The sequence below is a fragment of the Paenibacillus sp. FSL R5-0701 genome (assembly GCF_037973995.1).
Taxonomy (GTDB): Bacteria; Bacillota; Bacilli; order Paenibacillales; family Paenibacillaceae; genus Paenibacillus.
Window position 1 is genome coordinate 370459 of sequence record NZ_CP150230.1, and the last position, 25060, is coordinate 395518.

Here is a 25060-nt window from a genome sequence, read left to right on the forward strand (position 1 = left end):
TCCAATCGTTTCATGAATAACCAGCTTATGAGCATTGTAAACGATCTCGGGTAGAGGGTCAAAACGATGAAGCGGATATAATCCATAACATCTGATCAGATCATTTAAATTAAATTTGTACTAATTTAGTATCTATACATAATATTTTTACAGCGATTGTCCGATAAAAGGATGGGTGAAGATTATGATGGGGGATAGTTAAAATGAAGAAAAGGATTCGAAATTGGTTTACTTTAACCGTAAAAAAACGCCTGATTGCTGCATTGCTCCTGTTCCTGATAGTACCGAGCATTACCGTGGGATGGTTGTCTTATCAAAAAGCTGCTGACCAGGTTAAAATGGAGATTATTCGTTCCGCACAGGCCAAAACAGAAATGCTTAGTCTGCAGATAAATCAAATGCTCGATATGGAGAAGGATAACGCAGCTCAGATGGCTGCGGGTATGACTTCAAACGATATTATTACTAAATCCCCTGCACTGCAAAGGCAGATGGATCGGATGTCTCAGAATCATAAGGAACTGGGTGTACTTACTGCAGGTGCTGAAGATGGCAGCTGGATGAAGTCCCCTGAATCCGAGGAACAGAATTATGATCCTCGAGAACGTTCATGGTATAAGATGGGCATGTCCCAGGATGAACCGGTCATCTCGGATACGTTCCAGTCGGCTTCGACGGGCGAATGGGTTGTGACCGCAGCGGTCAAGCTGGCTGACGGCAAAGGGGTATTCGGAGCCAATGTCAGTCTCAATCATCTGAAAGAATCCGTTGATCAGATACGTATTGGTAAAGAAGGAAAACTGTACATGCTGGATAACGGGGGTAAATTCCTGTTCCACTACAATATTGAATCCGGTACACAGTCGGATGAAAGCTACATTAATGAGATGTATACGAAGGAAAGTGGAACGGTGAAGTATACATATGATGGTCACGAAGTGGAAGCTGTGTATTTTACCAATCCGGTGACAGGTTGGAAAATTGTTGGCGAGATGGTTCCTTCCGAAGCAAGTGAAGCCGTAATGCCTATTTTGATCCGTGCAATTACGATTGTGGCATCTGCATTGGTTATTGGGTTGATTCTGCTTATATTCATTATCCGCAGCATTCACCGGCCATTACTGCAATTAACGCAGGCAGCATCCCAAGTTAGCGCAGGGGATCTAACAGTACGTGTAGGTTTGCAGCGTAAGGATGAGTTCGGACAGCTTGGAGAAAGTTTCGATATGATGACGACTTCACTACGTAGTGTGCTTGGAGAAGTACATGATACGTCCAGCCAGCTGGCAGCATCTTCTGAAGAACTGATGGCAAGTTCCGAGCAGACATCCAAAGCCACGGAACAGGTGGCAGAACTGATGCAGGATGCAGCAGCGGGAACGAATTTGCAGAACAATAGTCTTGCTGCTACAGGCCAACTCGTGGGCGAAATGTCCATTGGAGTGAAAGAAATCTCATCAAGTGCTGAAGAAACCGCTCGTATCGCTCTGGATGCTTCCACCAAGTCGGAAGCGGGCATGGTTACCGTGGAAGAAGCGGTCACCCATATTCAGCAGGTGAATGACGAGAGCAAAGCCATGTCTGTGGTCATTGAGGATCTACGCGCGAAAAATGAAGAGATTCTTGTGATTGTGGCCGAGATTACGGCCATTGCCAAGCAGACGAACATTCTTGCTTTGAATGCATCCATTGAAGCTTCAAGAGCTGGCGAGCAAGGGCGCGGATTCGCGGTTGTAGCCAACGAAGTGAAGACACTGGCTCACAGTTCAGGCGCTTCAGCCGAGAGGATCAATGAGCTTATGCATGAGATGCAGGAGAAAACCAATGCGGTACAATCCACTTTTGCCCGTACGGGAGAAGGCATGGTGAAGAGTTCGCAGATGGTTACAGAAGCGGGCGAAGCATTCAATAACATTCGTACTGCGGTACAGTTGGTGGCTGCACAAGCTGGAGAAGTATCCACGGCTTCCCGTCAAATTGATGGTGGCATGAGTCATGTCAACAAGGCAGTAAGTGATACCATGGTTCTGTCGGACAGAATTGCCTCTGGAACGGAAGATGGATCAGCGGCGGCTCAAGAGCAGTTGGCTACAATGGAAGAGGTTGCAGCTTCTTCGGCAGCATTGTCACGTATGGCTGAAGATCTGCAAAGCATGATTGAACGTTTTAAGTTGTAACAGGTATTGAGATGAGACTGCAGGGTTGCGACCCTGCGGTCTTTTTTCTGTTGAACAAAGGGGTATCCGTTGTGTCTTCAAACACAGTATCCTTTTCCATTATGTTGACATATTATAAACTAAATTATATTATATCTATAAATGAACAAACAAAAATATAATATGTTTGATTAATATACGTTTGGAATGACCATAACAATGATAAAAAGGAGCTTTTACATGAAATCATCGGAATCCTGGTTGCAAACAGCTTCATTGGAAGAGATCAAGCGTGGTTATACGGAGGAGGGTCCCGCCTATATATGTGTCTGCTGCGGATACAGGACGGAAGCCGGGATTATCTATCCTGAAGAAGGAGTGCTCTATGAGGCAGCCCGTTATATGCGAGTGCATATTGAAAAGGTTCATGGATCGGTATTTGAATATTTGCTGGAGCTGGATAAAAGCGTAACCGGATTGTCTGATGTCCAGCGTGGATTGCTGGCCCAGTTTCATGAAGGAAAGAAGGATGCTGAAGTACAAAAGGCCCTTGGTATCGGGAGTGCCTCCACGATTCGGAATCATCGGTTTGTATTAAAGGAAAAGGAACGGCAGGCCAAAATATTCCTGGCATTAATGGAACTTCTCAAAAGTAAGGATACCCAGGCTCCAGCCGAATGGGTGTCACCGGTGACAAGACATGGACATACAATCCATCGTGATTCATTTGATATTACAGTACAGGATCGGGAGAAGGTGCTAAATAAATTTTTTCCAGAGGGTACCGGTGGTCCGCTGACGACGTTTCAAATGCAGCAAAAGCATAAATATATCGTGCTCATCGAGATTGCCAAACGATTCGAGACAGAGCACAAATATTCCGAGAAACAGGTCAATGAGCTGTTGAAGGAAGTTCATGACGATTACGTGGAAATACGGAGGTATCTCATCGACTATGGCTTGCTGGAACGTGAGCCAGACGGCAGTCAGTATTGGCTGGGAAGCCGCGCAGAACAACAGAGCGCCGAAGTTGGAAAACCGGAGCGCAAAGAAAAGAGGGAGCAGGAGAAGATGAATCGTCGCAAAGAATTGCAGGAACAGGCCAAAGAAGTCAAAACGGAAGCGGGCGTCTACCAAATTCGGAATGAACGTAACGGCAAAGTTTATATCGATAGCACACTTAACCTGAAAACCATTAACGGACAACGGTTCATGTTACAGATGGGTAGTCATCTGAATCGAAAGTTGCAGGCTGAATGGAATGAATATGGAGAGAATGCGTTTGTAATCGAGGTGCTGGAGACATTGAAGCAAGATGATAACCCGTATTACGATCCCAAAGATGCACTCGCCAAATGTCTGAATCGCTGGTTTGAACAGTTAGAGCCCTACGGAGATCAAGGATACCACGGAGATAAAAAGCAATCTGCTGAATAGGAGGGATATTTCCTTTCTAGAATTCCCGTTCCTTATAACTCAAATATAACCCAAAAGCCCCTTTGCCAATATGATGGCAAAGGGGCTTTTGGTACTACAAACTACTTAATTTTATAAGTCGAACTAATCGTTTGCACGATAACAGCGATTGGAAGGTTATTCTGTCATCGTAGTGTTAGTGTAAACAATCTTTAGTTCAACGACTACAGCTTGAATTGTTCCACCAGCTTCTGCAGCTTGTGAGCCAGATGGGCAAGTGAATCAGCAGAGGATGATATCTCCTGCATGGAAGCCACTTGCTCCTCCGTAGCAGCAGAGATGTTCTCCGTTCCATCGGCATTGGTTTCCGATATGGCGTGGATCTGATCAATGGATTGCACCACTTCTGCTGTACTTGCAGACATCTGTTGTGAGGCGGCTGCAATGTTCTCAAGCTGATGATTAACGACCCCGACAGCCTCACTAATCTGGGCAAAAGCTTCATCTGCAAACTGAACGGCACGAATGCCGTTGCTTACATCCTGTTGCCCGATCTGTACACTGTGATTGGCCATTGAAATCTCCTGTTGAATCGCTCCGACCATCTCTACAATCTTCTGGCCGGACAGGCTGGATTGTTCCGCGAGCTTGCGGACTTCGCTGGCAACAACGGAGAAGCCGCGTCCATGCTCACCTGCACGTGCTGCTTCTATAGAAGCATTGAGAGCAAGCAAATTGGTCTGTGCAGCGATATCTGTAATGACAGATACCATCTCACCAATGGATGTGGAATGCTGTTCAAGTCGTCCGGCAGTATCTGCCATACCTTGCACAAAGCGACTGACGGAACTCATCTCGGATACGGCCGTCTGCATGGTCGCATTCCCTTTATCCGCGAGCTCACTTGCTTGCATGGCAGCTTCGGATACTTGCTGTGTGCTGTTCGTTACCTGTCCCACACCTCCAGCAAGTTCATTCATCTGCAGTGCCGTATGTTTCAGGCTGCTTGCTTGTTTCTCAAGTCCAGCTGCGGATTCTTCCGTGATCAGGGCGACTTGCTCAGTTGCTTTGGTTGTTTCCGATGAGTTGACTGCCAATTGTGTGGATGAGGCGGTTAACTCGTCAGCCGTGTGTCGCACGTCCTGAATAACGGTTCGCAAGGATTCGCTCATCTTATTGAAGCTGGTGCTCAGCTTGCCGAATTCATCCTGTCCCAATACAGCAACTTCGATGGTCAGATTACCATTACTAATTTCGTCAGATGCCTTCACTAAGCGGTTCAGTGGTTTGGTGATTGATTGCACAATCCAAAAAATAATGATGGAGCTTACCGCAATTGCAATCGCTACAACAATAAGTGTGGTGTATAGGATCGGACGGACAGATGCCGTCACTTCCCCACTGTCGATGACACCAACCACGGTCCAGCCTGTCGTTTCATTGGTGGAGAAAAAGGCGTGTTCCTGGTTTCCATTTAGTGTATAGGTCAGACTTCCGTTTTTCTGTGCAAAAATATCTTTATAGGGTGCCATGGTTCCTTCGGTCCCCGGTTTCTCGGTAGGATGTACAATGATTTTATTGGCATTATCAATGATATAGATATAACCCTTCTTGCCGATCTTCGTGGAGTTAACCGTCTTCGAGAGGGCTTCAAGCGACAGGCTGACAGAGACGACACCATGGCCATCCGCTGAGGTCTGAGCTACCGAAGCAACAACATTGCCGGTATTGCTTGATAAGTAGGGGGTGATTACGGTAGGGACATCTTTGTTCTGCGTAGCAGCCTGATACCACGGGCGTTCGCGCGGGTCATATCCTTCTTTGTTCACCGCAGTTACAGGGGAGTTAATATACACGCCCTGATCGGTACCGATGGAGGCAAGTTCCACGTCATCATGCGTTTCCTTATACGCGTCGAGCAAGGTACGGATGGTATCTGTTTCGTCACCCTGATTGGGTCCGACATTGCCTGCATCCAGCTGACTTGCCAGGAAGTCAACATTTTTGCGTGTTGCACCAATGATCTGGTCAATGGTCTGGTTGAGCACAGTAACACTGCTGATCGCGTTCTCATACATTTTCTCTTCAACCTTGGCATCAGCTGTTTGGAACGAGATAATGCCAAGACTAATGGTTGGAATGAGCAATACAATGGCAAATGACAAAATCAGTTTCTCTCTCATCTGCATTGTTCTTTTGACCCCTTGTTTACGAATTTTCTTCATACACATTCCCCCTCTGTATAACCCATCCCCATGTCTAGTGGACAAGCCCGTCTGATAAAAGATATTTCATTCCATCCTTTCCAGAAGTTTCTGGTGCTATCGTATGACAAATTTCGCGTTTATTCAACATAATTTATGAGTTTTGCGAAAATATTTTTCGGTTTTGTAGGTATTTAGGATTACATCTGTTCTATAAAAAGTAATCTGTCTCTCCCTTAGTGCACGTCTTGTGGTATATTTCTGAATTAATGTGGTACGAAAAATGCACCTGAATTAATACTCATCCATATATATCGGTTTATGGGGACAGAAATTGGAGAGGGGTTGTACGGCAGTTGGACCAAAGTACACTACAGATATCTGGACAGGAGAACATGGAAGAGGTTCAGGATCAGGCTACATTCATGCAGGGGGTCAAAGATTGTATCCCAACCCTGCTTGGTTATTTAAGTATTGGCTTTGCGGCGGGTGTCATTGAAATGACCGCAGGTCTGAGTCTGGCGGAAACAGCTCTGCTCAGCCTGATTTTATATGCAGGATCGGCTCAGTTCATTGCAGCAGGCATGCTCGCATCGAATGGGTCAGCAGTAGCAATCATGTTCACCATATTTTTTGTGAATCTTCGTCATTTGCTGCTCAGTGCAGCTGTATCACCATATTTTCGGCATCTGACCCCGCTTAAAAATATGTGGATTGGTTCATTGCTTACCGATGAATCTTTTGGCGTCGCGATGACACGTGCAATTGGCAGGGAAAGGCTGAGTGAACGCTGGATGCACGGTCTGAATATTACCGCATATCTGAACTGGTTCGTGGCTAATATGGCTGGAGCGTACTTTGGACGCTGGATCACCAATCCGGAACGACTGGGTCTCGATTATGCTCTGCCAGCCATGTTTATTGGACTGGTTGTACTCCAGTTGGTGCATCGCAAAAACAAAAAAATACACATTAATGTGGCGATTATCGCCGTTGTCTGTGTAATCTTCGCCAGCATGGCTTCACTTGGCAGTATGAGTGTCATTGTGGCTGCGGTCATTGCGGCAACGATGGGAGTGTTCATGGAACGATGGAAGTAAGATGGGATGTATTCTGGATTATTATGGGTTCGGCACTGTTAACATTTATCCCGCGTGTACTGCCACTGATGCTGTTCAGCAAGATACAGATTCCAATGTGGTTGTTACGCTGGCTGGAGTATGTACCTGTAGCGGTCATGGCAGCGCTAATTGGTCAGGAACTGTTCATGTCAGACAACCAGTTAGTGCCGATTACGCACAATGCAGCTCTGTGGGCATCCCTGCCTACGGTTGCAGTGGCTATCTGGACACGCAGTCTGCTTGGAACCGTATTGGTTGGTATTGTGGCTATGATGATACTGCGATATTGGATTGGATAGTTGCAGGTTGTATTGTAAAATCCGGTAATTCCTTTGAAGGATCGGTTAATACTGTTCTATAGAGGACAGATAACCTATCTGAGCGAAGGGAGCTGGATTCATGAGTGAACTGAAGCGCAAGCTGTTAATTACGGGAGCTGCCGGAGTCATTGGTCGCAGTCTGCTGGAGGGGCTGAGAGCTAAGGGTGCGTATGACATCGTTGCAGCTGATCTGCGTGAGGACGAGGAAGCTGGCATTGTAGCCATGGATGTGACAGATGGGGAACGCCTGAAGGAACTAATGCAGGGGGTTCACACCGTTCTGCACATTGCATGGGCCAAGGATGAGGAAGATTTTCTGGGCAAAGTTCTGCCTATCAACGTAACCGGAGCCTACCATGTGTATGAAGCAGCACGGTTGAATGGGGTTCAGCGGGTGATCTTTGCAAGTTCCAATCATGCAACAGGCTTCTATCCTACAGGTGAGGATATTGAAGTGGATGACCCGTACCGGCCGGACAGCTTCTATGGACTTAGCAAATGTTATATTGAACTGCTGGGACGTTATTACGTTGACAAATATGACCTGTCCTCATTCAACATTCGGATTGGAAACTTCTCAGGTGATACATACCCGCACTCGGAGCGCTCGGCTCATATCTGGATCTCACCAAGGGACATGGTCCAGCTCGCTGAGTGCTGTATTGAAGCCTATTCAGATATGAAGTATCTGAATCTGTACGGGACTTCAGCGAATACAGATAATTACTATGATATTAGCTATCTGGCCCAGAAAATTGGATACCGCCCACAGGATGATGCAGCCGAGTTGTGGGAAGAGGCAAAGCTTAGAGGCGTACCTGATAAACAGGATGAGACAGCCTATCAGGGCGGAGGCCATGTAGAGAAAGAACCAAAAGATTCATAGATGGGTATCTATATAAGATGAATTAATCTTTTACACGATAACGGAGAGGGCAGAAAAAACCTGAAAAAGCGAAGCGTTCGCCTTTATCCTCGGATTTTTCCCTTCAGAAAAGGGAATCAAAAAAATCTGGGGATAACAGCGATTGGAAGGTTGTTCTGTCATCGTAGTGTCAGTGTAAATATATGTAGTTCAACTTATATAGTGATGAAAACGCTATTTTCTATTGTGACCGAAAGGGATAAAATGGAGACTGAGGTGTTCAGTGTTTCCATTTTGCACAAGAGGAAGGAACGATTTCAATCATGAGTACTAGTCCATCCGTTATATTGTTTCAGGGAGACTCGATTACAGATGGGGGAAGGTCACGCAATGATGATCCGAATCATTTTCTCGGACACGGGTATGCGTATCTGATCTCCAGCAAACTGGGTATGGAACTGGCGGGCAAGCAAAAGACCTTCTATAACAGAGGCATCAGCGGGGATCGGGTATCCGATCTGTACGCACGCTGGAATGAGGATACAATTAGTCTGAAACCGGACCTGATCAGCATCCTGATTGGGGTTAATGATGCCTGGCGCACGATGAATGGTGAACCTAGCGGGGTCACGGATCGTTTCGGACGGGCGTATCGCCATTTGCTCGAAGAGACTCGGGAAGTGTTGCCGGATACGGGGCTGATTTTGATGGAGCCGTTTATTCTGAGAACCGGAGCGACCGCGGAGAAATGGGAAGCCTGGGAAGAGTATATCGGTCAATATCAGAAACTGGCTCAAGGTCTTGCTGAAGAATTCGGAGCTGTGTGGGTGCCATTGCAGCAGACGTTTAATGACGCTCTGAAACAGGCGGATGCAGCGTACTGGTTATGGGATGGCGTACATCCAACCGCAGCAGGTCATGAGCTGATTGCACGCCAATGGTTGTCTGTTGTACAGAATTCTTCGCTTGCGATTGTGTAATAACAACAGCGGACAGTTGCGATATGGGCAGTAGGAATGGGTATTCAGGATTAAGATAGCCATAAAAGCCTGTGGTGACAGGCAGAATGTAACGGAGAACCTGACAAAGGTTCTTCGTTTTTTTGTGTTGGGAAGGAGAAGGAAGTAACGTCGTGGAAAGAGTTTTAATGGATAATTCTTCAAAAGTGCTATCATATCCGGTAAAATGAAATCGATTACATTATAATGTGAGTATGACAATCCATTAACGAAGAGTGGTGAATCCAGTGGAAGATTCCATTCATGAAGTCGAAAATGAAAATATAAACCAACGTGGAACTGAGAACAGAATATGGAGTTCCTTAAGTGCCGATAGACTCTTGGAGAAGTTATCCCGGCCTGAATTGGCTATCTTATACACAGACTTGAAGGCTTACGGTGAACGTGCCTTGAAAGAACCCATGCCTTCCTTGTCGTTCCGTTTATATCGACAGTTCAGCGATACGGGTGAGCGGAAAGCCTATGAAGAGGCTTATTTCGATCGAAGGGGCAGACTGGCTGCTGTGACGATGCTCGCATTGGACCTGTCTAGGCCGAATGCAATGCAAGTGTTGGAAGATATGTTGTGGGACATATGTGGTGAGTATACGTGGTGTTTGACAGCGCATCTGGGTACGGGAGAAGTCGATCAGGTAGATGGAAACATCGATCTGTTCGCCGCAGAGACGGTACATATGTTGGCCGAAGTTGTAACGATTCACGCCGAGCGCCTGGATCGCCTTGTCATAGAGCGTATCAGATTCGAAGCCGAGCGGCGAATCTTCACTCCGCTTTACCGGGATCAACGGAAGTTCCACTGGCAGACAGCGGATCACAACTGGTCGGCAGTCTGTGGTGGCTGCTGTGGCATGGCTGCATTGTTGCTGTTGGAAGATGAGCCAACACTACGGGAATCGATCTGCCAAACAGTCAGTTGTATGGACGCCTTCCTGAGCGGTTATGGCGAGGATGGCGGCTGTGCCGAAGGCATTGGATATTGGGTATATGGCTTCGGTTATTTCACCTATTATGCCGAGATGCTTCGTGAGTACAGTAAGGGCGAACTAGATCTGCTGACGGGTTCCAAAATAACAGCCATCGCAGCCTTCCCGCTGCGAGTGCATCTGTCGGGCGGCACATATGTGAATTATTCGGACAGTGCCGAGAAGGAAGAGATCCCTTCCGGATTGCTTTCCCTGCTCGCGTCCCGGGTTGGGTTGCAGGTGGATTTGCCACTTCATATTCCACTGTTTACCGAAGATCCCTGTCATCGCTGGGCTCATCTATTGCGGAACGTGATGTGGAGCGACCCGAAAATGTATGGTGATGAAGGTGCCTCTTCACAGGCTGAACGGGGATTTATTTTTCAAAATTTGGGTTGGATGATTGCAAAAGGCTCGCTTGATTCTCCAGATACAAAACGTACAAACGGCGGACCTCTTCATGTGGCTATTTCCGTTAAAGGTGGACATAACGATGAACCTCACAACCATAATGATCTGGGGCAGTTCATTATCCATTGCGGTGGTGAGAATATTCTGTGTGATCCAGGAGCAGGGTTGTATACCCAAGCGTATTTTGCACCAGACAGAGAGCAGTTGTTACACATCTCGTCATCCGGGCATAACGTTCCGCTCATTGAAGGCCAGGAGCAAAGTTCGGGCCGACAAGCGCAAGCCCATGTGTTAGAGGCAAAGCTGGCAGAGGGTGGCGGTGAGCTGAATACAACATTGGATCTGACATCCGCTTACTCTGGAGCTGCTTCACTGGCTCGTTATACGCGCCAATTTCATTGGAAGATGGCTTCTGGCGGTAGCAGGAATGGAGCAGAATTGCATCTGATTGACCATTTTCATTGGAAGAGCAGGATGGTGTCTTCGGCAGAACGATTCTCTTCGGTGGACGATTCAGATGCAGGATGTTCGAGTGTTGTGGAGCGATGGATGAGCAGAGTACAACCTGAGGTGGTGATGAGCGGTAATCTTCGCTGGCAAGGTGTACATGGAACGGTCCATATGACGTATGATGCGAACCAGTGGCAAGTCCTTACGGAGGCAATAGACACAGTTGATCATGACAATGTTCCAGTCACATTCTATCGGACGTCACTATCATGGACAGGTGCAATTGATGAGACGGAAGTTCGGACAGAACGCCCTAATCCGCTTGAAACGGTATGTGAGGTGCGCTTCATTATTGAACTGAAAATGGGAGAAACCGAGGTGAGCATGCGTGAGTAAATATACATCTGCGTCCACGTATCCATGGAAAGATGAACTCGAACGTTACCGTACATTGGCAGAACAAGCGGGCCCTGCTCCGGCAGACGGCTGGAGTCGGGAGCGCAAGTTGGCACTTGTTGAAAGTGTTGTTCGTGCTTATACACCATATCAGGACAGCCAGGGTGCAATTATCGACCCGTTCTCGGGTGTGGAGAGATATTATGCTACACCAGCCTATGCGATGGCGGCAGCAGTTCTGGTTGACGCGGGGCGTACAGGTCTGCTTGATTCCGCAGCGGCAGCCCTGTCACAGAGCATTGGTGCCGTGGTGAAAGGTAGCGTACCTGACAATCATCCTGATTTTTATCCAGTGCTCATGATGCGAGCTTACATGTTGTTGAAGTCATATCTGCCGGAACAAGCAAAGATCTGGGCTGAGGCACTCAAAACGATCAGTCCTGAACAGGATTATGTATTTACGATGAGCAAGATGAACAATCCCAATCGCATGATTAACTGGAACGCTATCATGATCTCTGGCGAATATCTGCGGTGGCGTGAACAGCTGGCAAGTGAGGATACAACTTGGATGGATCGTTATCTGGAAGCCTATCATCTGCCACGGTTTACGGCACTTGGGTTGTATCAGGATGGACCGCTGGACCGTCCGAATTGTCCATTTTCCTATGATATTGCCACCCGGTATCACCTTGGGGTGATGCTTGAAGCTGGTTACGAGGGAACTACTGCCGATACGTTACGTGAGCAGCTGCGCCATGGTGCCTTCAGCTCGTTACTGTCGCTCTCGCCGCTAGGTGAGATTCCACCACGTGGTCGCAGCTCCCAGCATCAGTGGAATGAAGCTGCCGCAGCTTATGTATGTTCTACACATGCAACGCAGGCTCTGGAGGCGGGAGATCCGGTGATGGCGGGTGCTTTTGCACGTGCGGCCAATCGGTGTTTTGCTGCTGTTGAGCGCTGGAAGATGGATGATGGACGCTTGAAAATTGTACGCAATGAATACGCGCCAGAAGATCGGCATGGATATGAAATCTATACCAACCATACCTGTTACAACCTGTGGACTGCGGCAGCGCTGGCTCACGCTTGTCTGAGTGATCCGGGAGACGATGTGAGCGAAGTGTACCTTCCTTCCGAGTTAGGCAGCAGGGTATTGCAGACCGATGGGTGGTTCGAAACCGTGATTGCTTCCATACCTGGTCAGCAACTGGTATTACACACGGCGATGAATGACCCGTATACGATCCCTGGTTTGGTACGGATTCAGCAGATGAGGTTACCTGGTCTGATTGGCCCGTCCGCCGCCAGCCATGTGCAGGCTGGATTCACGGAATTTGTCGAAGGGGCGGTCCGACCGCTCAGCTACTGTCCTGCGTGGAAGACACTAGATGGGGTATGGCATAGCCTTGCAGAGGGGATTCCATCCGGTGATGCATATGATCGGGATGTTGGATTGGACCCTGCACAGGGAGGAGGGTCCATTGTGTACGAGAAGGTGGACCATGGTACGCGGAATAAAGTAGAGAAGCATCTGGTGGAAAAAGCGTCAGAAGATGGTGTGAATGCCTTGGAGAATTCTTTTGCCGTGACATGGGTCGGTCCATTACCCGGAATTGAAACATTGCGTACTCATTATGTGCAACAGGCAGACTTGCTGACCATAACGTATGAATTCGAAGGTGAGATCGCGGCAGCAGGGGCACTCATTCCGTTGATGTTCCATGATGGCCGTGAACAGGCGGTAATTACCCATACGGATCATAGCGTGCGAACGGAGTATCGGGGGGCCTATGTAGAATCTACAGCGCTGGATCAGGGGGCCAATATTCATCTGGAAGAGCAGGCCGTGGCCTCCCGTAATGGGTTGCTGAAGGAAGCACGGATTGAAGTGAACGGAGCACGTAGGTTGTCATTTGCAATCCGATTGGGCGAGGTTAACTGAAGGTGTTCAGGTTGAGGATCATTAGATCTCTGAACATCTCGAATGATAGTTAAAAGTGTTATTCGTGGATGATTAGTGATATTTAACTGATAGCTATTGCAGTTATGGCATACGACGCTATAGATAAGTTGAGGATGAGCTGGAGCATCAAGCATAGATGTCTGGTATTGAATCGAGGAGGGATATGTTCATGAACACATCAACGTCGGTAAAATGGCTCGAGGAAGCGTGGCAACAGGGGGCTGCCAAGACAATTCGGAATGCAAAGCGGATCAAGGATACTTTTCCACACATTGCACCGCAAGGGACATATGACCGGAATGATCCGGAATGGTGGACAGCAGGTTTCTGGCCTGGATTGTTATGGCTGGTCTATGGGGATGCTCCAGAAAGTGAAGCGGCGGCTCCGCTACATCGCATTGCCGAAAGCTGTGAGCGGCAACTGGAGGGTTGTCTGCGTGATCCCGAATCGGTGGATCACGATCTGGGGTTCATCTGGCTGCTTAGTGGCGTAGCCAACTACCGCCAGACGGGCAGCATGGATGGACGGCGGCGCGGCATGCTTGCCGCCAACCTGCTCGCTGCCCGGTTCCACGTGCGCGGTGAGTTCATCCGCGCCTGGAACTTCAGCTCGTCAGCAATGGATACGCGCGGCGTAGCCATCATTGACAGCATGATGAACCTGCCGCTGCTCTACTGGGCATCCGAGCAGAGCGGCGACCCTCGCTTCCGCTGGCTGGCGGAAGCGCATGCGGACACCGTGGCGCGCGAATTCATCCGCGCTGACGGGTCCATCTGTCACGTGGTGGAGTTTGATCCACACACGGGGCAGAAGCTGCGAGAGCATGGCGGACAGGGCCATGCTCCAGGTTCCGCCTGGGCGCGGGGCACCGCCTGGGCGTTGCACGGGTTTGCGCTGTCTTTCCGGTATACGGGCGAAGCCCGATATCTGGAGACAGCGGAGCGTGCGGCCGATTTCTTCCTCGCCATGCTTGGCGAAGAGATCGTGCCGGTGTGGGATTTCCGCGCACCTGCGGAGCATCAGGTGGCGTGGGACTCGTCCGCTGCGGCGATTGCCGCGAGCGGGTTGCTTGAGCTGGCGAAGCTGTCGCCACGCGGTGAAACCTATGCTGCCGCGGGAGAGCGTATTGTCCGCGGGTTGCATGAGCATTATAGCTCCGGCGACTCGGCAGCGGAAGAAGGTCTGATCATGCAGGGAACGGTGCATTACCCGGAAGGGCGAGGGTTGAATGTGCCGATTATATACGGCGATTATTTCTATATGGAAGCGCTGGCGAAGCTGCGTGGACATGCGGGGTTATTTTAAAAGAAGAATCGAGAACTACGGGCTGGAAGAACTGAAGGTGAGAACAGATTAGTAAGGTCGTAGTGTTATGAGTCTTCGAGTTGTTAGCAAACCATCATCACCTGTCCGCATAAGGCTGTCTCCAGTATTAGGAACGATATTCCTACTATTGGAGACGGAGTACACCTAAGTTTGAGCTTTGAATAGACGAATCAAGGTGAGCGGACAGGCGGATGGTTTACATAATCGAAGGAAGACAAAAGAATATCTGGCATATGAATATTCATTCTTACAGGTCCAGTTGGGGTGCAGACTTAGCTATGCTTTACTGAAAGAATCGATTTTCACTTCGAAGGCGTACGTCTCAGAATGACAAAGTCGGCAGAAGATTGATCTGGATAGCGCTGCGGAATAATCTCATGAACTTTGAAATCAGGGTAGTCGAAGAGATATTCAAACAGATTACGGTCCTGGATTGTATCAATCCCCGGGTTGCCGTTTTCTTTCAAGCGGGTGTAAAGCACCACCCATGCTGTTGAGGAGTGCAGAATATCATAGAGGGTGTTGCGAAAGTCTGTTTCATCCGTGATGTGATATAACACATCCAGACAGACCGTCAGATCGGCTTGCAGGAAACCATGGTTAATCCATAGGCCTGGTGTATACAGCATGAAGCTCTTGGATGAATCCTTGGCAAATTGGGAAGCACAACGCTTTACTGAAGAAGCCGCTACATCCACGCCCAGGTAGTCCTCATAATTCATGTATTGCAACTGGTTGCCATCTCCACATCCAAACTCAATGACACGATGAATCCCTTCACGTTGAATCAGTCCGTTTACGACCTCGGCCTTGAATTCAGCCAAAACTCCGTATGAACCCCTGCCAGAAGTTTCACCCGAACGATATGTTTCCTCCCAATACCCGATGTAATCAAAAGGCTGACTCATTATGTTTCCTCCAATCCTGTTAAAAGAAGTTCAAGACAGTCAATATACATAGGTATGCGCTATATTCGCAGGTATGATCGGTTGAAACAGGAATAGAAGATAAATTAACTTCCATAGAATTCCCTGAAAATTTCCTGAAAGTCTAAACATCTGGAAAGGACTTGCCGACATTAAAGATAAGGAAAAAAATGATGATAATCGGGGGGAAATGATGTTAAAGCCAAGATTGACCAAGTACATGGTGATGATGCTGGTGTTGATGCTGAGTATTTCCAACGTAGGCTTGGCCGCTGCGGCAGACAAAGAACTGTCCAAAATTGTGGTTTCCAAGAATGAGATGTCGCTCGAAGTTGGTGATTCTGGGTCTGTTACGGTGACAGGGGTATATTCAGATAATACCTCGGCTAATGTAACGATTAGTACAACCTGGAGTAGCGAAGATACTTCGATAGCAACTGTATATAATGGTGCAATCACGGCCAAAAAGGAAGGTAAAGCGACGATTACCGCAGCTTACCAGGGTCAGAGTCAGACCGTTCAAGTGAAAGTGACGAAGAAGGTCAAAGCCCTTTCGAAAAACGTGCAAAGTCTGGATTTGCGCACGGGAGATACAAAAGAAATTATTTTGACAGCAACGTATAGTGACAATGAAACAAATAATGAAGCAGCAAGTACTGCAGAATGGTCTACCAGTGATGAGAAGGTTGCTACCGTTGTGAATGGTAAAGTGACTGGACAAAGTGCGGGTACGGCCGTTATCACAGCCAAAGTTGGCAGCCAAAGCGTGACGGTGGATGTTAACGTTGAAGTGGTTAAACGTGTAGATGTAGATAAACAACAAGTTAATCTGTTGTTGAACAAAAGTGAAAGTGTGAAAGTGACGGCTACGTATCCAGATGGCACAACCAAAGATGTAACCGATCTGGCGGAGTGGACATCCAGCAATGAGAAGGTTGCAGACGTACTCAAAGGCGAAATTACAGGATACTCGGCAGGTTCTGCCAAGATCACAGCCAAATACGGTACGAAATCAGTATCCGTTGACGTGGATGTAGATCTGACCAGCAAGCTGAGTGTGGAGAAACAAAGTATTTTCTTCCGTTTGGGTGGGGACAAGAATACAGCCAATATCGTATTAACGGCTTCTTATCCAACCAGTAGCGATGTGAATGTAACGGATCAGGCGACATGGACATCCAGCAACGAGAAAGTTGCAACGGTATTCAAGGGGCAGATTACAGCCATTAGCGCAGGTTCAACAACGATCAAAGCAACCTATAGTGGAAAAACTGTAGAAATTGCTGTAGATGTAGATACGGCAAGATATCTGGATATCAAAGATGTAAATGACAAGCTCGCCTTGAGTGTTACCGGTGATAACAAGTCTAAGACATTGGTAGCCAATGCCGAATATATTGATGCCAGTACAGAAAATGTAACTTCCAAAGCAACATGGACTTCAAGCAATCCAGATGTCGTATATGTATCAAACGGCGATCTGATTGCATACAAATCCGGTACGGCTACGATCACTGTAGCTTATGGCGGTAAAACGGTTAAATTCACAGTGAATGTAGACGTAGCAGACAAGTATGAGATGGACAAGAAGAAAGCATCGGTAGCCGTTGGTGGAACGACTTCTGCCAAAGTACTGGCGTTGTATGGTGAAACATCCAAAGATGTATCTGAAGATGCAACTTGGAGCAGCAGCAGCGACAAAATCGCTGAGGTAGATAGCAAAGGGGTTATCACAGGTGTTGCTACAGGTAAAGTAACCATTACCGCGAAGATTGAAGGCAAAACACTGACTCTGCCTGTTGAAGTAGGTATGGCTAGTGGACTGGAAGCAGATGTGAACTTCGTTGTTCTGTCTGCCAAAGAAACTCAGAATATTCTTCTGACAGGTACGGATGAAGATGGAAACACGCTGGATGTTACATCCGAAGCAACCTGGAAATCCAGCAATGCACGTGTAGCAGATGTGAAAAAAGGCGTGATCACAGGTAACAGCAGTGGTAAAGCCAACATCACAGCAGAATACGGCTCCAAAAAAGTGACGATCCAAGTTGAAGTGGATGTCATCACACGTATTGAAGCTTCCGAGCCGGTTCTTTCCCTGAAATCAGGCGATACAGCTGATTTGACGGTAACTGCCTTCTTGAGCGACGGTAGCGAGCGTGATGTTTCTGACAAAGCTGAATGGAAAACGAACAGCTACAAAGTAGCTCAAGTGGCCAAAGGTAAAGTCAAAGCTACAGGTTCAGGTAAAGCTAAAATTACTGCAAAATACGGCAGTAAGTCTGTAACGATTGCTGTAGATGTGGATACACTGAAATATTTGCAGACGGATAAAGTAACGTTGACCATGAAACCTGGTGAAAAGGTAACTGTGGCTGCAACTGCAACGTATGCCGATGGCAGTGAAGCCGATGTATCCAAACCGGCTCTCTGGAAATCTTCCCGTATTGCTACAGCATCGGTGAAAGATGGAATTATTCAGGCGAACGGCAAAGGTAAAGCAACAATTACAGTGACATTTGCAGGTGTGAAAACCAAAGTAACGGTAGTGGTTGAAGCAAAGTAAACGATATGTTTCAACTGTGAGTGTGAAACGTGCAAATAAAAACGGTGATGCCAGCTAATAGCTGGTATCACCGTTTTTTGGTCTATAAACTAGGCATGTCTTCAAGCGCTAACGAATCTGAAACGTCTTATTAAGGGATCGTTCCCTGTATGTTCTATAACTACATCGTGTGAGACAGTACCAGCGCACCATAGGCAAAAGCGATCACGATCAGAATGGCCGGATGCAGCTTGGTCTTGGTCATAACCCAGAGCGAGATGCCTGCAATGATCAACGTCTGCCAGATGCCGATGGAATCAGTGGACAGCTGCCCGAATTCCCATGTGAGCAGAATCATGAGTACGGCGATAACAGGCTGTACGAGTAGAGTCATACCTTTGACTTTTGGTGAAGTGCGATGTTTGTTCAACAGACGAAGTAATATAATTAGTGCGGTTGCGGAAGGCACGATTGTGGCAAAACTTGCGATAAATGCCCCAAACCATCCTGCTACGTGGTACCCGACAAATGCAGCAATTTTGGTTGCAATCGGGCCGGGAAGGGCGTTACCAATCGCCAGTACATCACCGAATTGCTCGGTGGTCATCCATTGGTAGTGGTTCACAATCTCTTCCTGCATGAGCGGAATGGAGGCCGGACCACCCCCATATCCCAAGATGTTTGCTACGAAAAATCCCCAAAATAATTCCCACCAAGTCTGGAGCATCCTTAGGACACCTCCTTATCGGACTTGCCTTTGGATTTGAAGCGCTGTACTAGCTCCAGATGGAAGACACCATATCCAAGGAAAACCGCGATCACAATCCCCGGGTGGATATCCAGTAGCTGCAACAGTACAAAGGCAATTACGCCGAATAGGGCGGCAAAAACTTTGCCAAGTCCCTTCCAGGCTTTCATGGCAAACTCATAAGCCATCATGCCCAGCATGACAAAAATGACCGGCCGCACGGCGGCTACCATGCCTGCTACCACTTTCGACTCGCGCAGTGCGTACATGGAACCGAGCAGAGCAATAATGGCAATACTGGTCGGTAAGATGTGAGCGAGTACGGACACAATCGCGCCCAGTACACCTTTGGTTTTGTATCCCAGATATGCGGCCATCTTGGTCGCAATAGGACCGGGCAGGGCATTAGCGATAGCCAAAATCTCGCCGAACTCCTCATCACTGACCCATTTGTAACGCATAACAGCTTCATAACGGATCAATGGAATAACCGAAGGTCCACCGCCATATCCGAGAATTCCGGTTCGGACCATTCCGATGACGAGACCTTTGTAATCTTTCCAACCCATGCTGATTTCCTCCTAGAGTCTCATGCCCATCCGGCTTTTATAACGTTTCAACAACAGCTGTGATTCCACTTTGACGATGCCTGGCATCTTATATAGCTTCTCGAGCAAGAACTGCTCCATCTCTTCCATATCCGCAAAAATACCGTGCATGTGCAGGGTACTTGGGCCTGTCATATGATAAAGGCTAGTGACGGCCGGTTCTTCGTCCAGTTTCTCCGCGACTTCATCCAGGAAGGGCGGTTCAACATCGACATTGAAAAAAGCCGAGACCTGGAGCCCAACTTTGCCAGGGTTGATCACAACGGTGAAGCGTTCGATGATTCCTTTTTCGGATAAAGCATTAATGCGTGCCTGAACAGCCACACGAGACAACCCGATCTGTGTCCCCAGATCCGTATAGGATATCCGGCTGTTGTGGTGAAGCGCGGCGATGATTTTGCGATCCATCTCGTCCAGATTGTACATTTGCGGAATTTCTCCTCCTTTGGAGGAGCGTTTCTCTGACATGTTGATCATCCTTTTCTCTCGCTATATGAAATGAACAATGAAATTTTACTAATCATACAATGTGTATGTGGCATTCATAGTTTAATGACGAATCGTAACTGGAGTCAATCTATTTATCATGATTATTGAATTTAACCGATTTTGAGCCTTCATTTTGTCATTTCGACCAATCGGAAAATAAAAAGACCACTCGCACAGTCCTTTAGCGAGCAGCCATTAAATAATAGATAAGCTGGGGTGAAGCGCAAATTACGATACGAGGCATGTCCGATTATGCTTGTGCTGTCTTGGGCAGTAAAAGGGTAACGGTAGTCCCTTCGCCAGGCTCGGAAGAAACTCTCAACGTTCCTCCTGCACCACGGGCACGCTCTTCCATACTGAACAATCCAACGCCATTGCCAGCGGTTGCTTCGCTGAATCCGGCACCTTGGTCTTCAATAATAACCATTGTCATGTTCTCAGCGTCTTCTATAGTAACACGTGCTTCGGCAACATCGGCATACTTTGCGACATTGGTTAAGGCTTCCTGAATAATTCGGTAGATAGCTATCTCCCGATTCATCTCCAGTCGTTTGCGCAAATTACATTCCAGATCAACTTCGATTCCGTAGTGACGGGTGTAATTCTCGATATACGTACGAATCGCCGGAACAACACCCAGGTCATCCAGAACGGATGGTCTCAGCTCCCATGCCATACCGCGTACATCTTCCATGATACCCGTGACCTGCTTACGAAGTGCTTCAACCCCGGGGTGAGGCTGGTCTGCCAGCAGTCGGTCCATCTGAATCACCAGAGAGAAGAGACTCTGTCCAATCCCGTCATGCAGTTCACGCGAGATCCGGCGTCGTTCCTCTTCCTGAATATTCATCACTTGGGACATCATCTTTTGCAATTCGGCTTCGACGGATTTCAGCTTGGTGACCTCACTGCGTACAGCCAGATATTGATATGGCTCCCCGTCGTTATCAAGGAAAGGCACGATGGTGGTGTTGACCCAATAATGACTGCCATCTCTGGCACGATTGAGAATTTCCCCGTTCCATACCTTACCTGAGGATATCGTGTCCCACAGGTTTTTCATAAAACTTTTGCCATGGTATCCGGAATTAATGATTCGATGATCCTTACCAATCAGTTCCTCGCGCTCATACTGTGAGATTTCACAGAATTTATCATTCACATACTGGATTTTACCCTTGCGGTCTGTCAGGGCTACAATGGAGGATTCATCCAAGGCAAATTTCAGATCACTCAGTTGATGCAGGGAACCCTTCAACCTGCTGCGAAATTCATTATCCGTAATGTGATTATCGATTTCGTTCAGCAGGAGGCGTACGGGCTGGTCTGCGAGTCCACTTAATCTGTTCTTGCGTGCACTACTCAAAGTTCAGCAACCCCTTTTTCATGGCGAACTTCACCAGTTCCGGTCGTGTACGCAGGCCAAGTTTCTCCATCAGATTGCTTTTGTGGGATTCGACCGTTTTGACACTGATGATCAGATGTTCGGCGATTTCCTTGTTGGCGTAACCCTTGGCAATCCAGGACAAAATCTCTTTCTCCCGCTCGGATAACGTGTCATACGGTCCGGCGTTTTCCTGTTTGGCTTTGTCCAGGTATTCACTCATCAGCCGCTTGGTTGCACTGGGGTACAGATAGGCGCTACCCTCTGCTACGGAACGAATTGCAGCAAGCAATTCTTCATGCGGTGCACTTTTGAGGATATATCCGGATGCTCCCGCGTGGATGGCGCGGAACAGATATTCTTCATCGTCATGCATGGTTAGTATCAAAATGGAGACATCCGGCATCAACTTCTTCAACTCAGCGGTAGCGGTCAGACCGTCTTTGCCTGGCGGCATGCTGAAATCCATCAAGACCACATCTGGTTTCAACTCTTGAGCCTTGGCAATGGCTTCATCGCCATCTGCGGCATCTCCAACGATATGTATATCATTCTTTCCTTCAAGTAAGGCGATCAGCCCGGAACGTACGACAACATGGTCGTCTACAACTAATAGTTGAATCACATGATTTCCCCCTGTCCGCTTCCTTAGTTCTATCTATATCATAACAAAAAAAGAAGCCATTCAGAGCTTTAATCTCCGAATAGCTTCTCTCACGCTCTAGTTCATACTTTTATCCAAACACCTTCGGCTGAAGATGTAGAGCAACTTGCTCCGTCTGCCGGATCATGTCGGGTGAGAAGGTGCAAGGCAGTCTGCTGCCAACGAGCAGCACGGCACCAGGCACGCTTCCTTCGTGGAACACAGGTACCGCTATGGCACTTACCAGCCGCTCAGCAAGCATTAACGGGCAACGACCGGGTGTATGCTCTCCGGTGGATTGTGCATCAGATCGGGCTGTGCGTCCAGTCCGAAGGGCTGTGCCTACCAGATCTTGTCCGGGGCGCATTTCCATGCGTTTCACCCGTTCATTACTAGCCCCAGAGGTATACTTCCAGCGTAGCATCGTCCCGTTCAGACAGGCAAGTCCACAGAAGTCGCTGGATGTGTTCAGGCGCAGGCCGTCGATCATCTCCTGAATGCCAGATGGCAGTTCATCATGCATGAGAGGACACTTCCTTTTTCGAAATTATAACGTACGTAACCTGTAATTATTATCATTAACCTTTGAACAGGATCATCTTAAAGAGGTAGTTCAAAAAGTCCGCTTTTGATTACGAAGGATGCCCATCGGCATCATCAGCATCGAATATGGAATTCAGCCGAAATGTCCGTTGCTCATGTAGTTTTGCCTACGCTCCGCTACTCCATTTCTAGCTTCATCCCATCTTCTCGGTAATGAAAATCGCTCTTTTTGAACATGCACTTAAAGTAAGGGTATTACAATGTTAATTCTATTGTAGACCCTTTCTCATACATTGTAATTCAGGGAAAACCCCTATTTCCGTTCTATAATCTACTGAACTTGGGCAGTGGAGGGCTCCTGAGTCAGGTGCACCAAGGGATTGAAGAAATGCGAAGGATGAGGCATATCGGTGAAATGTGACTTTTCTCACAGCAAACTCAGGGAGTTTCTCGTTAATGATCAGGTAATCCCCCGATAACCCTCGCGCTACTTTCGCGGTATGATAGATACATAAGGAATCACCGAGGGGGACGAAGGTTATGGGTACAGTATTTGTGGAAAGAACAACCCAAAGAACAGAGCAGAAACAAACGGAGGCGGGCAATATGACACGAGAAACAGGCGGAATCCTTTCGTTTGTTACACCTGAGCAATGGGACCTGATTGAAGCGAAAATGCAACCCAAACGGGTAAAGTCGGGGTATAGTCTCTTTCTCGAAGGCGATGAAGCCGGATATCTGTACTACATTCGTTCGGGACGAGTGAAAATGACCAAGTCGACGGAGGATGGCAAGGAAATTATTTTATCCATTCAGCAAAGCGGCGATCTCATCGGTGAATTCGGCGGCATCGGCGGATTGAATCATAGCTACAGTGCAGAGATGGCGGAAAAAGGGGAACTGGCGATTATCTCGCTTAGCGATCTGGAAAGTATACTCAGCAAACATGGCGACCTTGCCTTGAAATTCTTGCAATGGATGGCGCTGTCGCAGCGGATTACCCAGTCGAGATTCCGTGATTTGCTGCTCTATGGCAAGGCGGGTGCGCTCGCTTCGACACTGATCCGTGCCAGCAATTCGTATGGCAGGGTGACACCGGATGGTATTGTGCTGGACATGAAGCTAAACCATACCGATCTTGCCGAGATGATTGGAGCGACCCGGGAGAGTGTAACGCGGATGCTGGGGGCATGGAAGGAACAAGGTACGCTGGATATGATGGACGGCAAACTGATGATTCGTGATCTGGCAGCCCTGCGCTGTATGTGTGGATGTCCTACATTCCCGAGCTGTCCGGTAGAGCTCTGCCGACTGTAAATAACTTGTTCCGGTGTTCCGAGTTGAGGGAAGAACAACGTTTGCAGCATCCCTGAGGAACAAATTTGATTTGGATTGCAAATGAGGCTTCAAGGCTTCATCTCCATTGGCGATTGGGGTCGTTACGGAGTAAAAGAAAAGCTGGCGTCCCATATAGGGAAGTCAGCTTTTTGTGTTTCTTTGAAATTGTTCATGTGCATATTCACTGGCGAGAATCGAATAGATCACAGAGTCATGAAAGGAACCTTTGTAGAACCAGTGCTCGCGTAATAGCCCTTCTCGCTGCATGCCGATCTTCTTCATGACATTCTCCGAAGCTGTGTTGTGCGGACGGCATTTGGCGTAAATCCGGTGCATGCCCAGTTCATTGAAACCAAAACCTATTAGAGCACGGGCTGCTTCGGCGGCATAACCTTTTCCTTGATAGGCGGGATTAAGGACGTAACCGATCTCTGCATTGGTTTTCTCCATCACGTGAATACCTACTCCACCAAGGAGAGTTCCATCACTTTTCAAACATATCGCCAGTTCAAAGCCTTCTCGTGGTTGTGTCTGCTGCATGTCCAACACAAACTGCACGTATGCTCGCGTATCTTCTTCCGTATTCGGTCCCCATGCCGTATGCTGAGTAACTTCTGTCATGGATGTGTAGCTATGTATACTTTTCCAGTCTGTCTCCAGAATATCCCTGATGATGAGTCGTTCGGTCTCCAATTGCATCGTTGTTCACTCCTTCACGTTTGAGTAACTTTACTGTTCATTGTACAACAAAAATAGCCCATAACAGATTCAACGAATGAATCGGTTATGAGCATAATGTAGATCTATGATGTATCTGGAGTGCTATTGTGGTTGTTTACATTGAACTGCGGGATAAGTATACGCCAGCTTACGGATAATTTCCTTTTGCCATCTCGTATCACCCAGGTTGGTTGCCAGGTTCAGAAGATCCAAATAATCGTCAAGCTGCAGATCAGCCTTTTGCAGAGTTGTATTCATTCGATGTTCGTTCCCCTTTATCTATAAAATCGTAAAATTATATGCAGTAGAAAGTTACAAAGAGACAAGTTCAAGAATGATAATCATTATCACGTTTATATATTCATTATGCAATGAACGCTGGTAAAATGCAATCCCAAGTCCGCAACGAATTTAACTTTTTTCTGAAAATAGGCTCATTAAAATGGAATTCTAATGATAATCAGTATGGGCCAATAGACTCAACTTCTAAACTTTTTCATAAA

The 25060-nt window shown here is 47.6% G+C and carries 21 protein-coding genes; 11 read left to right on the top strand and 10 right to left on the bottom strand.

Going from position 1 to position 25060, the window contains the following annotated elements; genetic code table 11:
- Window positions 1–203: 203 nt before the first annotated feature.
- Window positions 204–2177 (top strand): methyl-accepting chemotaxis protein, encoded by a 1974-nt coding sequence (locus tag MKZ13_RS01820; RefSeq protein WP_339181342.1) that lies wholly within the window; start codon window positions 204–206, stop codon window positions 2175–2177.
- Window positions 2178–2396: 219 nt separating this feature from the next.
- Complete coding sequence (locus MKZ13_RS01825; protein WP_221823779.1) at window positions 2397–3593, top strand: DUF2087 domain-containing protein; 1197 nt, start codon at window positions 2397–2399, stop codon at window positions 3591–3593.
- Between the two features lie 203 nt (window positions 3594–3796).
- On the opposite strand, the gene MKZ13_RS01830 is transcribed toward MKZ13_RS01825, so the two are convergent.
- Window positions 3797–5797, bottom strand: coding sequence for a methyl-accepting chemotaxis protein (locus MKZ13_RS01830; protein ID WP_339181344.1), 2001 nt, complete (start codon window positions 5795–5797; stop codon window positions 3797–3799).
- A gap of 374 nt (window positions 5798–6171) precedes the next feature.
- Between MKZ13_RS01830 and MKZ13_RS01835 the strand changes: the two genes are divergently transcribed.
- From MKZ13_RS01835 to MKZ13_RS01865, 7 genes are all read left to right on the top strand, one after another.
- Window positions 6172–6876 (top strand): AzlC family ABC transporter permease, encoded by a 705-nt coding sequence (locus tag MKZ13_RS01835; protein WP_036616527.1) that lies wholly within the window; start codon window positions 6172–6174, stop codon window positions 6874–6876.
- On the top strand, window positions 6867–7196 hold the full coding sequence (locus MKZ13_RS01840) for an AzlD domain-containing protein (protein WP_339181346.1): 330 nt from the start codon (window positions 6867–6869) through the stop codon (window positions 7194–7196). The genes MKZ13_RS01835 and MKZ13_RS01840 overlap by 10 nt, the downstream gene beginning before the upstream one ends.
- Window positions 7197–7305: 109 nt before the next feature.
- A complete protein-coding gene (locus MKZ13_RS01845; protein WP_339185287.1) occupies window positions 7306–8103 on the top strand; it encodes an NAD(P)-dependent oxidoreductase in 798 nt (265 codons plus the stop codon).
- Between the two features lie 302 nt (window positions 8104–8405).
- Window positions 8406–9062: an SGNH/GDSL hydrolase family protein gene (locus MKZ13_RS01850; protein ID WP_339181349.1), complete on the top strand. Its 657-nt coding sequence runs from the start codon at window positions 8406–8408 to the stop codon at window positions 9060–9062.
- A gap of 359 nt (window positions 9063–9421) precedes the next feature.
- Complete coding sequence (locus MKZ13_RS01855) at window positions 9422–11320, top strand: heparinase II/III family protein (protein WP_339181351.1); 1899 nt, start codon at window positions 9422–9424, stop codon at window positions 11318–11320.
- Window positions 11313–13265: a glycosyl hydrolase gene (locus MKZ13_RS01860; RefSeq protein ID WP_339181354.1), complete on the top strand. Its 1953-nt coding sequence runs from the start codon at window positions 11313–11315 to the stop codon at window positions 13263–13265. The genes MKZ13_RS01855 and MKZ13_RS01860 overlap by 8 nt, the downstream gene beginning before the upstream one ends.
- A gap of 190 nt (window positions 13266–13455) precedes the next feature.
- Entirely contained in the window at window positions 13456–14592 is a 1137-nt protein-coding gene (locus MKZ13_RS01865; RefSeq protein WP_339181357.1) for a glycosyl hydrolase, read from the top strand.
- A 323-nt stretch (window positions 14593–14915) separates the two neighbouring features.
- On the opposite strand, the gene MKZ13_RS01870 is transcribed toward MKZ13_RS01865, so the two are convergent.
- The gene (locus MKZ13_RS01870) at window positions 14916–15521 is read right to left on the bottom strand and encodes a class I SAM-dependent methyltransferase (RefSeq protein ID WP_339181360.1); all 606 of its coding nucleotides are present in this window, start codon (window positions 15519–15521) and stop codon (window positions 14916–14918) included.
- A 226-nt stretch (window positions 15522–15747) separates the two neighbouring features.
- Here MKZ13_RS01870 and MKZ13_RS01875 point away from each other — a divergent pair, with 226 nt between their 5' ends.
- Window positions 15748–18105, top strand: coding sequence for an Ig-like domain-containing protein (locus tag MKZ13_RS01875; protein ID WP_339181362.1), 2358 nt, complete (start codon window positions 15748–15750; stop codon window positions 18103–18105).
- A gap of 160 nt (window positions 18106–18265) precedes the next feature.
- On the opposite strand, the gene MKZ13_RS01880 is transcribed toward MKZ13_RS01875, so the two are convergent.
- The 6 genes from MKZ13_RS01880 to MKZ13_RS01905 form a co-directional block, all read right to left on the bottom strand.
- Window positions 18266–18811, bottom strand: a complete 546-nt coding sequence (locus MKZ13_RS01880) for a chromate transporter (RefSeq protein ID WP_017691072.1) — start codon at window positions 18809–18811, stop codon at window positions 18266–18268.
- Between the two features lie 2 nt (window positions 18812–18813).
- The gene (locus MKZ13_RS01885; RefSeq protein WP_339181364.1) at window positions 18814–19401 is read right to left on the bottom strand and encodes a chromate transporter; all 588 of its coding nucleotides are present in this window, start codon (window positions 19399–19401) and stop codon (window positions 18814–18816) included.
- A 12-nt stretch (window positions 19402–19413) separates the two neighbouring features.
- Window positions 19414–19908 (bottom strand): Lrp/AsnC family transcriptional regulator, encoded by a 495-nt coding sequence (locus MKZ13_RS01890; protein WP_036616550.1) that lies wholly within the window; start codon window positions 19906–19908, stop codon window positions 19414–19416.
- Window positions 19909–20179: 271 nt separating this feature from the next.
- On the bottom strand, window positions 20180–21295 hold the full coding sequence (locus MKZ13_RS01895; protein WP_339181368.1) for a PAS domain-containing protein: 1116 nt from the start codon (window positions 21293–21295) through the stop codon (window positions 20180–20182).
- Window positions 21288–21938 (bottom strand): response regulator transcription factor, encoded by a 651-nt coding sequence (locus MKZ13_RS01900; RefSeq protein WP_017691068.1) that lies wholly within the window; start codon window positions 21936–21938, stop codon window positions 21288–21290. The genes MKZ13_RS01895 and MKZ13_RS01900 overlap by 8 nt, the downstream gene beginning before the upstream one ends.
- Before the next feature lie 109 nt (window positions 21939–22047).
- Window positions 22048–22479, bottom strand: a complete 432-nt coding sequence (locus MKZ13_RS01905) for a GAF domain-containing protein (RefSeq protein WP_339181370.1) — start codon at window positions 22477–22479, stop codon at window positions 22048–22050.
- A gap of 560 nt (window positions 22480–23039) precedes the next feature.
- On the opposite strand from MKZ13_RS01905, the gene MKZ13_RS01910 reads away from it, so the two are divergent.
- The gene (locus MKZ13_RS01910; protein ID WP_237177533.1) at window positions 23040–23816 is read left to right on the top strand and encodes a Crp/Fnr family transcriptional regulator; all 777 of its coding nucleotides are present in this window, start codon (window positions 23040–23042) and stop codon (window positions 23814–23816) included.
- A 162-nt stretch (window positions 23817–23978) separates the two neighbouring features.
- Here the strand turns inward: MKZ13_RS01910 and MKZ13_RS01915 are convergent, their stop codons facing one another.
- Both MKZ13_RS01915 and MKZ13_RS01920 read right to left on the bottom strand, forming a co-directional pair.
- The gene (locus MKZ13_RS01915; RefSeq protein WP_339181375.1) at window positions 23979–24536 is read right to left on the bottom strand and encodes a GNAT family protein; all 558 of its coding nucleotides are present in this window, start codon (window positions 24534–24536) and stop codon (window positions 23979–23981) included.
- Window positions 24537–24659: 123 nt separating this feature from the next.
- Complete coding sequence (locus tag MKZ13_RS01920) at window positions 24660–24815, bottom strand: hypothetical protein (protein ID WP_017691064.1); 156 nt, start codon at window positions 24813–24815, stop codon at window positions 24660–24662.
- Between the last annotated feature and the right edge of the window lie 245 nt (window positions 24816–25060).

Coding starts and splice junctions, on each gene's coding strand:
- MKZ13_RS01820 (WP_339181342.1), top strand. CDS start 204: ATGAAGAAAAGGATTCGAAATTGGTTTACTTTAACCGTAAAAAAACGC.
- MKZ13_RS01825 (WP_221823779.1), top strand. CDS start 2,397: ATGAAATCATCGGAATCCTGGTTGCAAACAGCTTCATTGGAAGAGATC.
- MKZ13_RS01830 (WP_339181344.1), bottom strand. CDS start 5,797: ATGAAGAAAATTCGTAAACAAGGGGTCAAAAGAACAATGCAGATGAGA.
- MKZ13_RS01835 (WP_036616527.1), top strand. CDS start 6,172: ATGGAAGAGGTTCAGGATCAGGCTACATTCATGCAGGGGGTCAAAGAT.
- MKZ13_RS01840 (WP_339181346.1), top strand. CDS start 6,867: ATGGAAGTAAGATGGGATGTATTCTGGATTATTATGGGTTCGGCACTG.
- MKZ13_RS01850 (WP_339181349.1), top strand. CDS start 8,406: ATGAGTACTAGTCCATCCGTTATATTGTTTCAGGGAGACTCGATTACA.
- MKZ13_RS01865 (WP_339181357.1), top strand. CDS start 13,456: ATGAACACATCAACGTCGGTAAAATGGCTCGAGGAAGCGTGGCAACAG.
- MKZ13_RS01870 (WP_339181360.1), bottom strand. CDS start 15,521: ATGAGTCAGCCTTTTGATTACATCGGGTATTGGGAGGAAACATATCGT.
- MKZ13_RS01880 (WP_017691072.1), bottom strand. CDS start 18,811: ATGCTCCAGACTTGGTGGGAATTATTTTGGGGATTTTTCGTAGCAAAC.
- MKZ13_RS01885 (WP_339181364.1), bottom strand. CDS start 19,401: ATGGGTTGGAAAGATTACAAAGGTCTCGTCATCGGAATGGTCCGAACC.
- MKZ13_RS01890 (WP_036616550.1), bottom strand. CDS start 19,908: ATGTCAGAGAAACGCTCCTCCAAAGGAGGAGAAATTCCGCAAATGTAC.
- MKZ13_RS01905 (WP_339181370.1), bottom strand. CDS start 22,479: ATGCATGATGAACTGCCATCTGGCATTCAGGAGATGATCGACGGCCTG.
- MKZ13_RS01910 (WP_237177533.1), top strand. CDS start 23,040: ATGGGTACAGTATTTGTGGAAAGAACAACCCAAAGAACAGAGCAGAAA.
- MKZ13_RS01915 (WP_339181375.1), bottom strand. CDS start 24,536: ATGCAATTGGAGACCGAACGACTCATCATCAGGGATATTCTGGAGACA.
- MKZ13_RS01920 (WP_017691064.1), bottom strand. CDS start 24,815: ATGAATACAACTCTGCAAAAGGCTGATCTGCAGCTTGACGATTATTTG.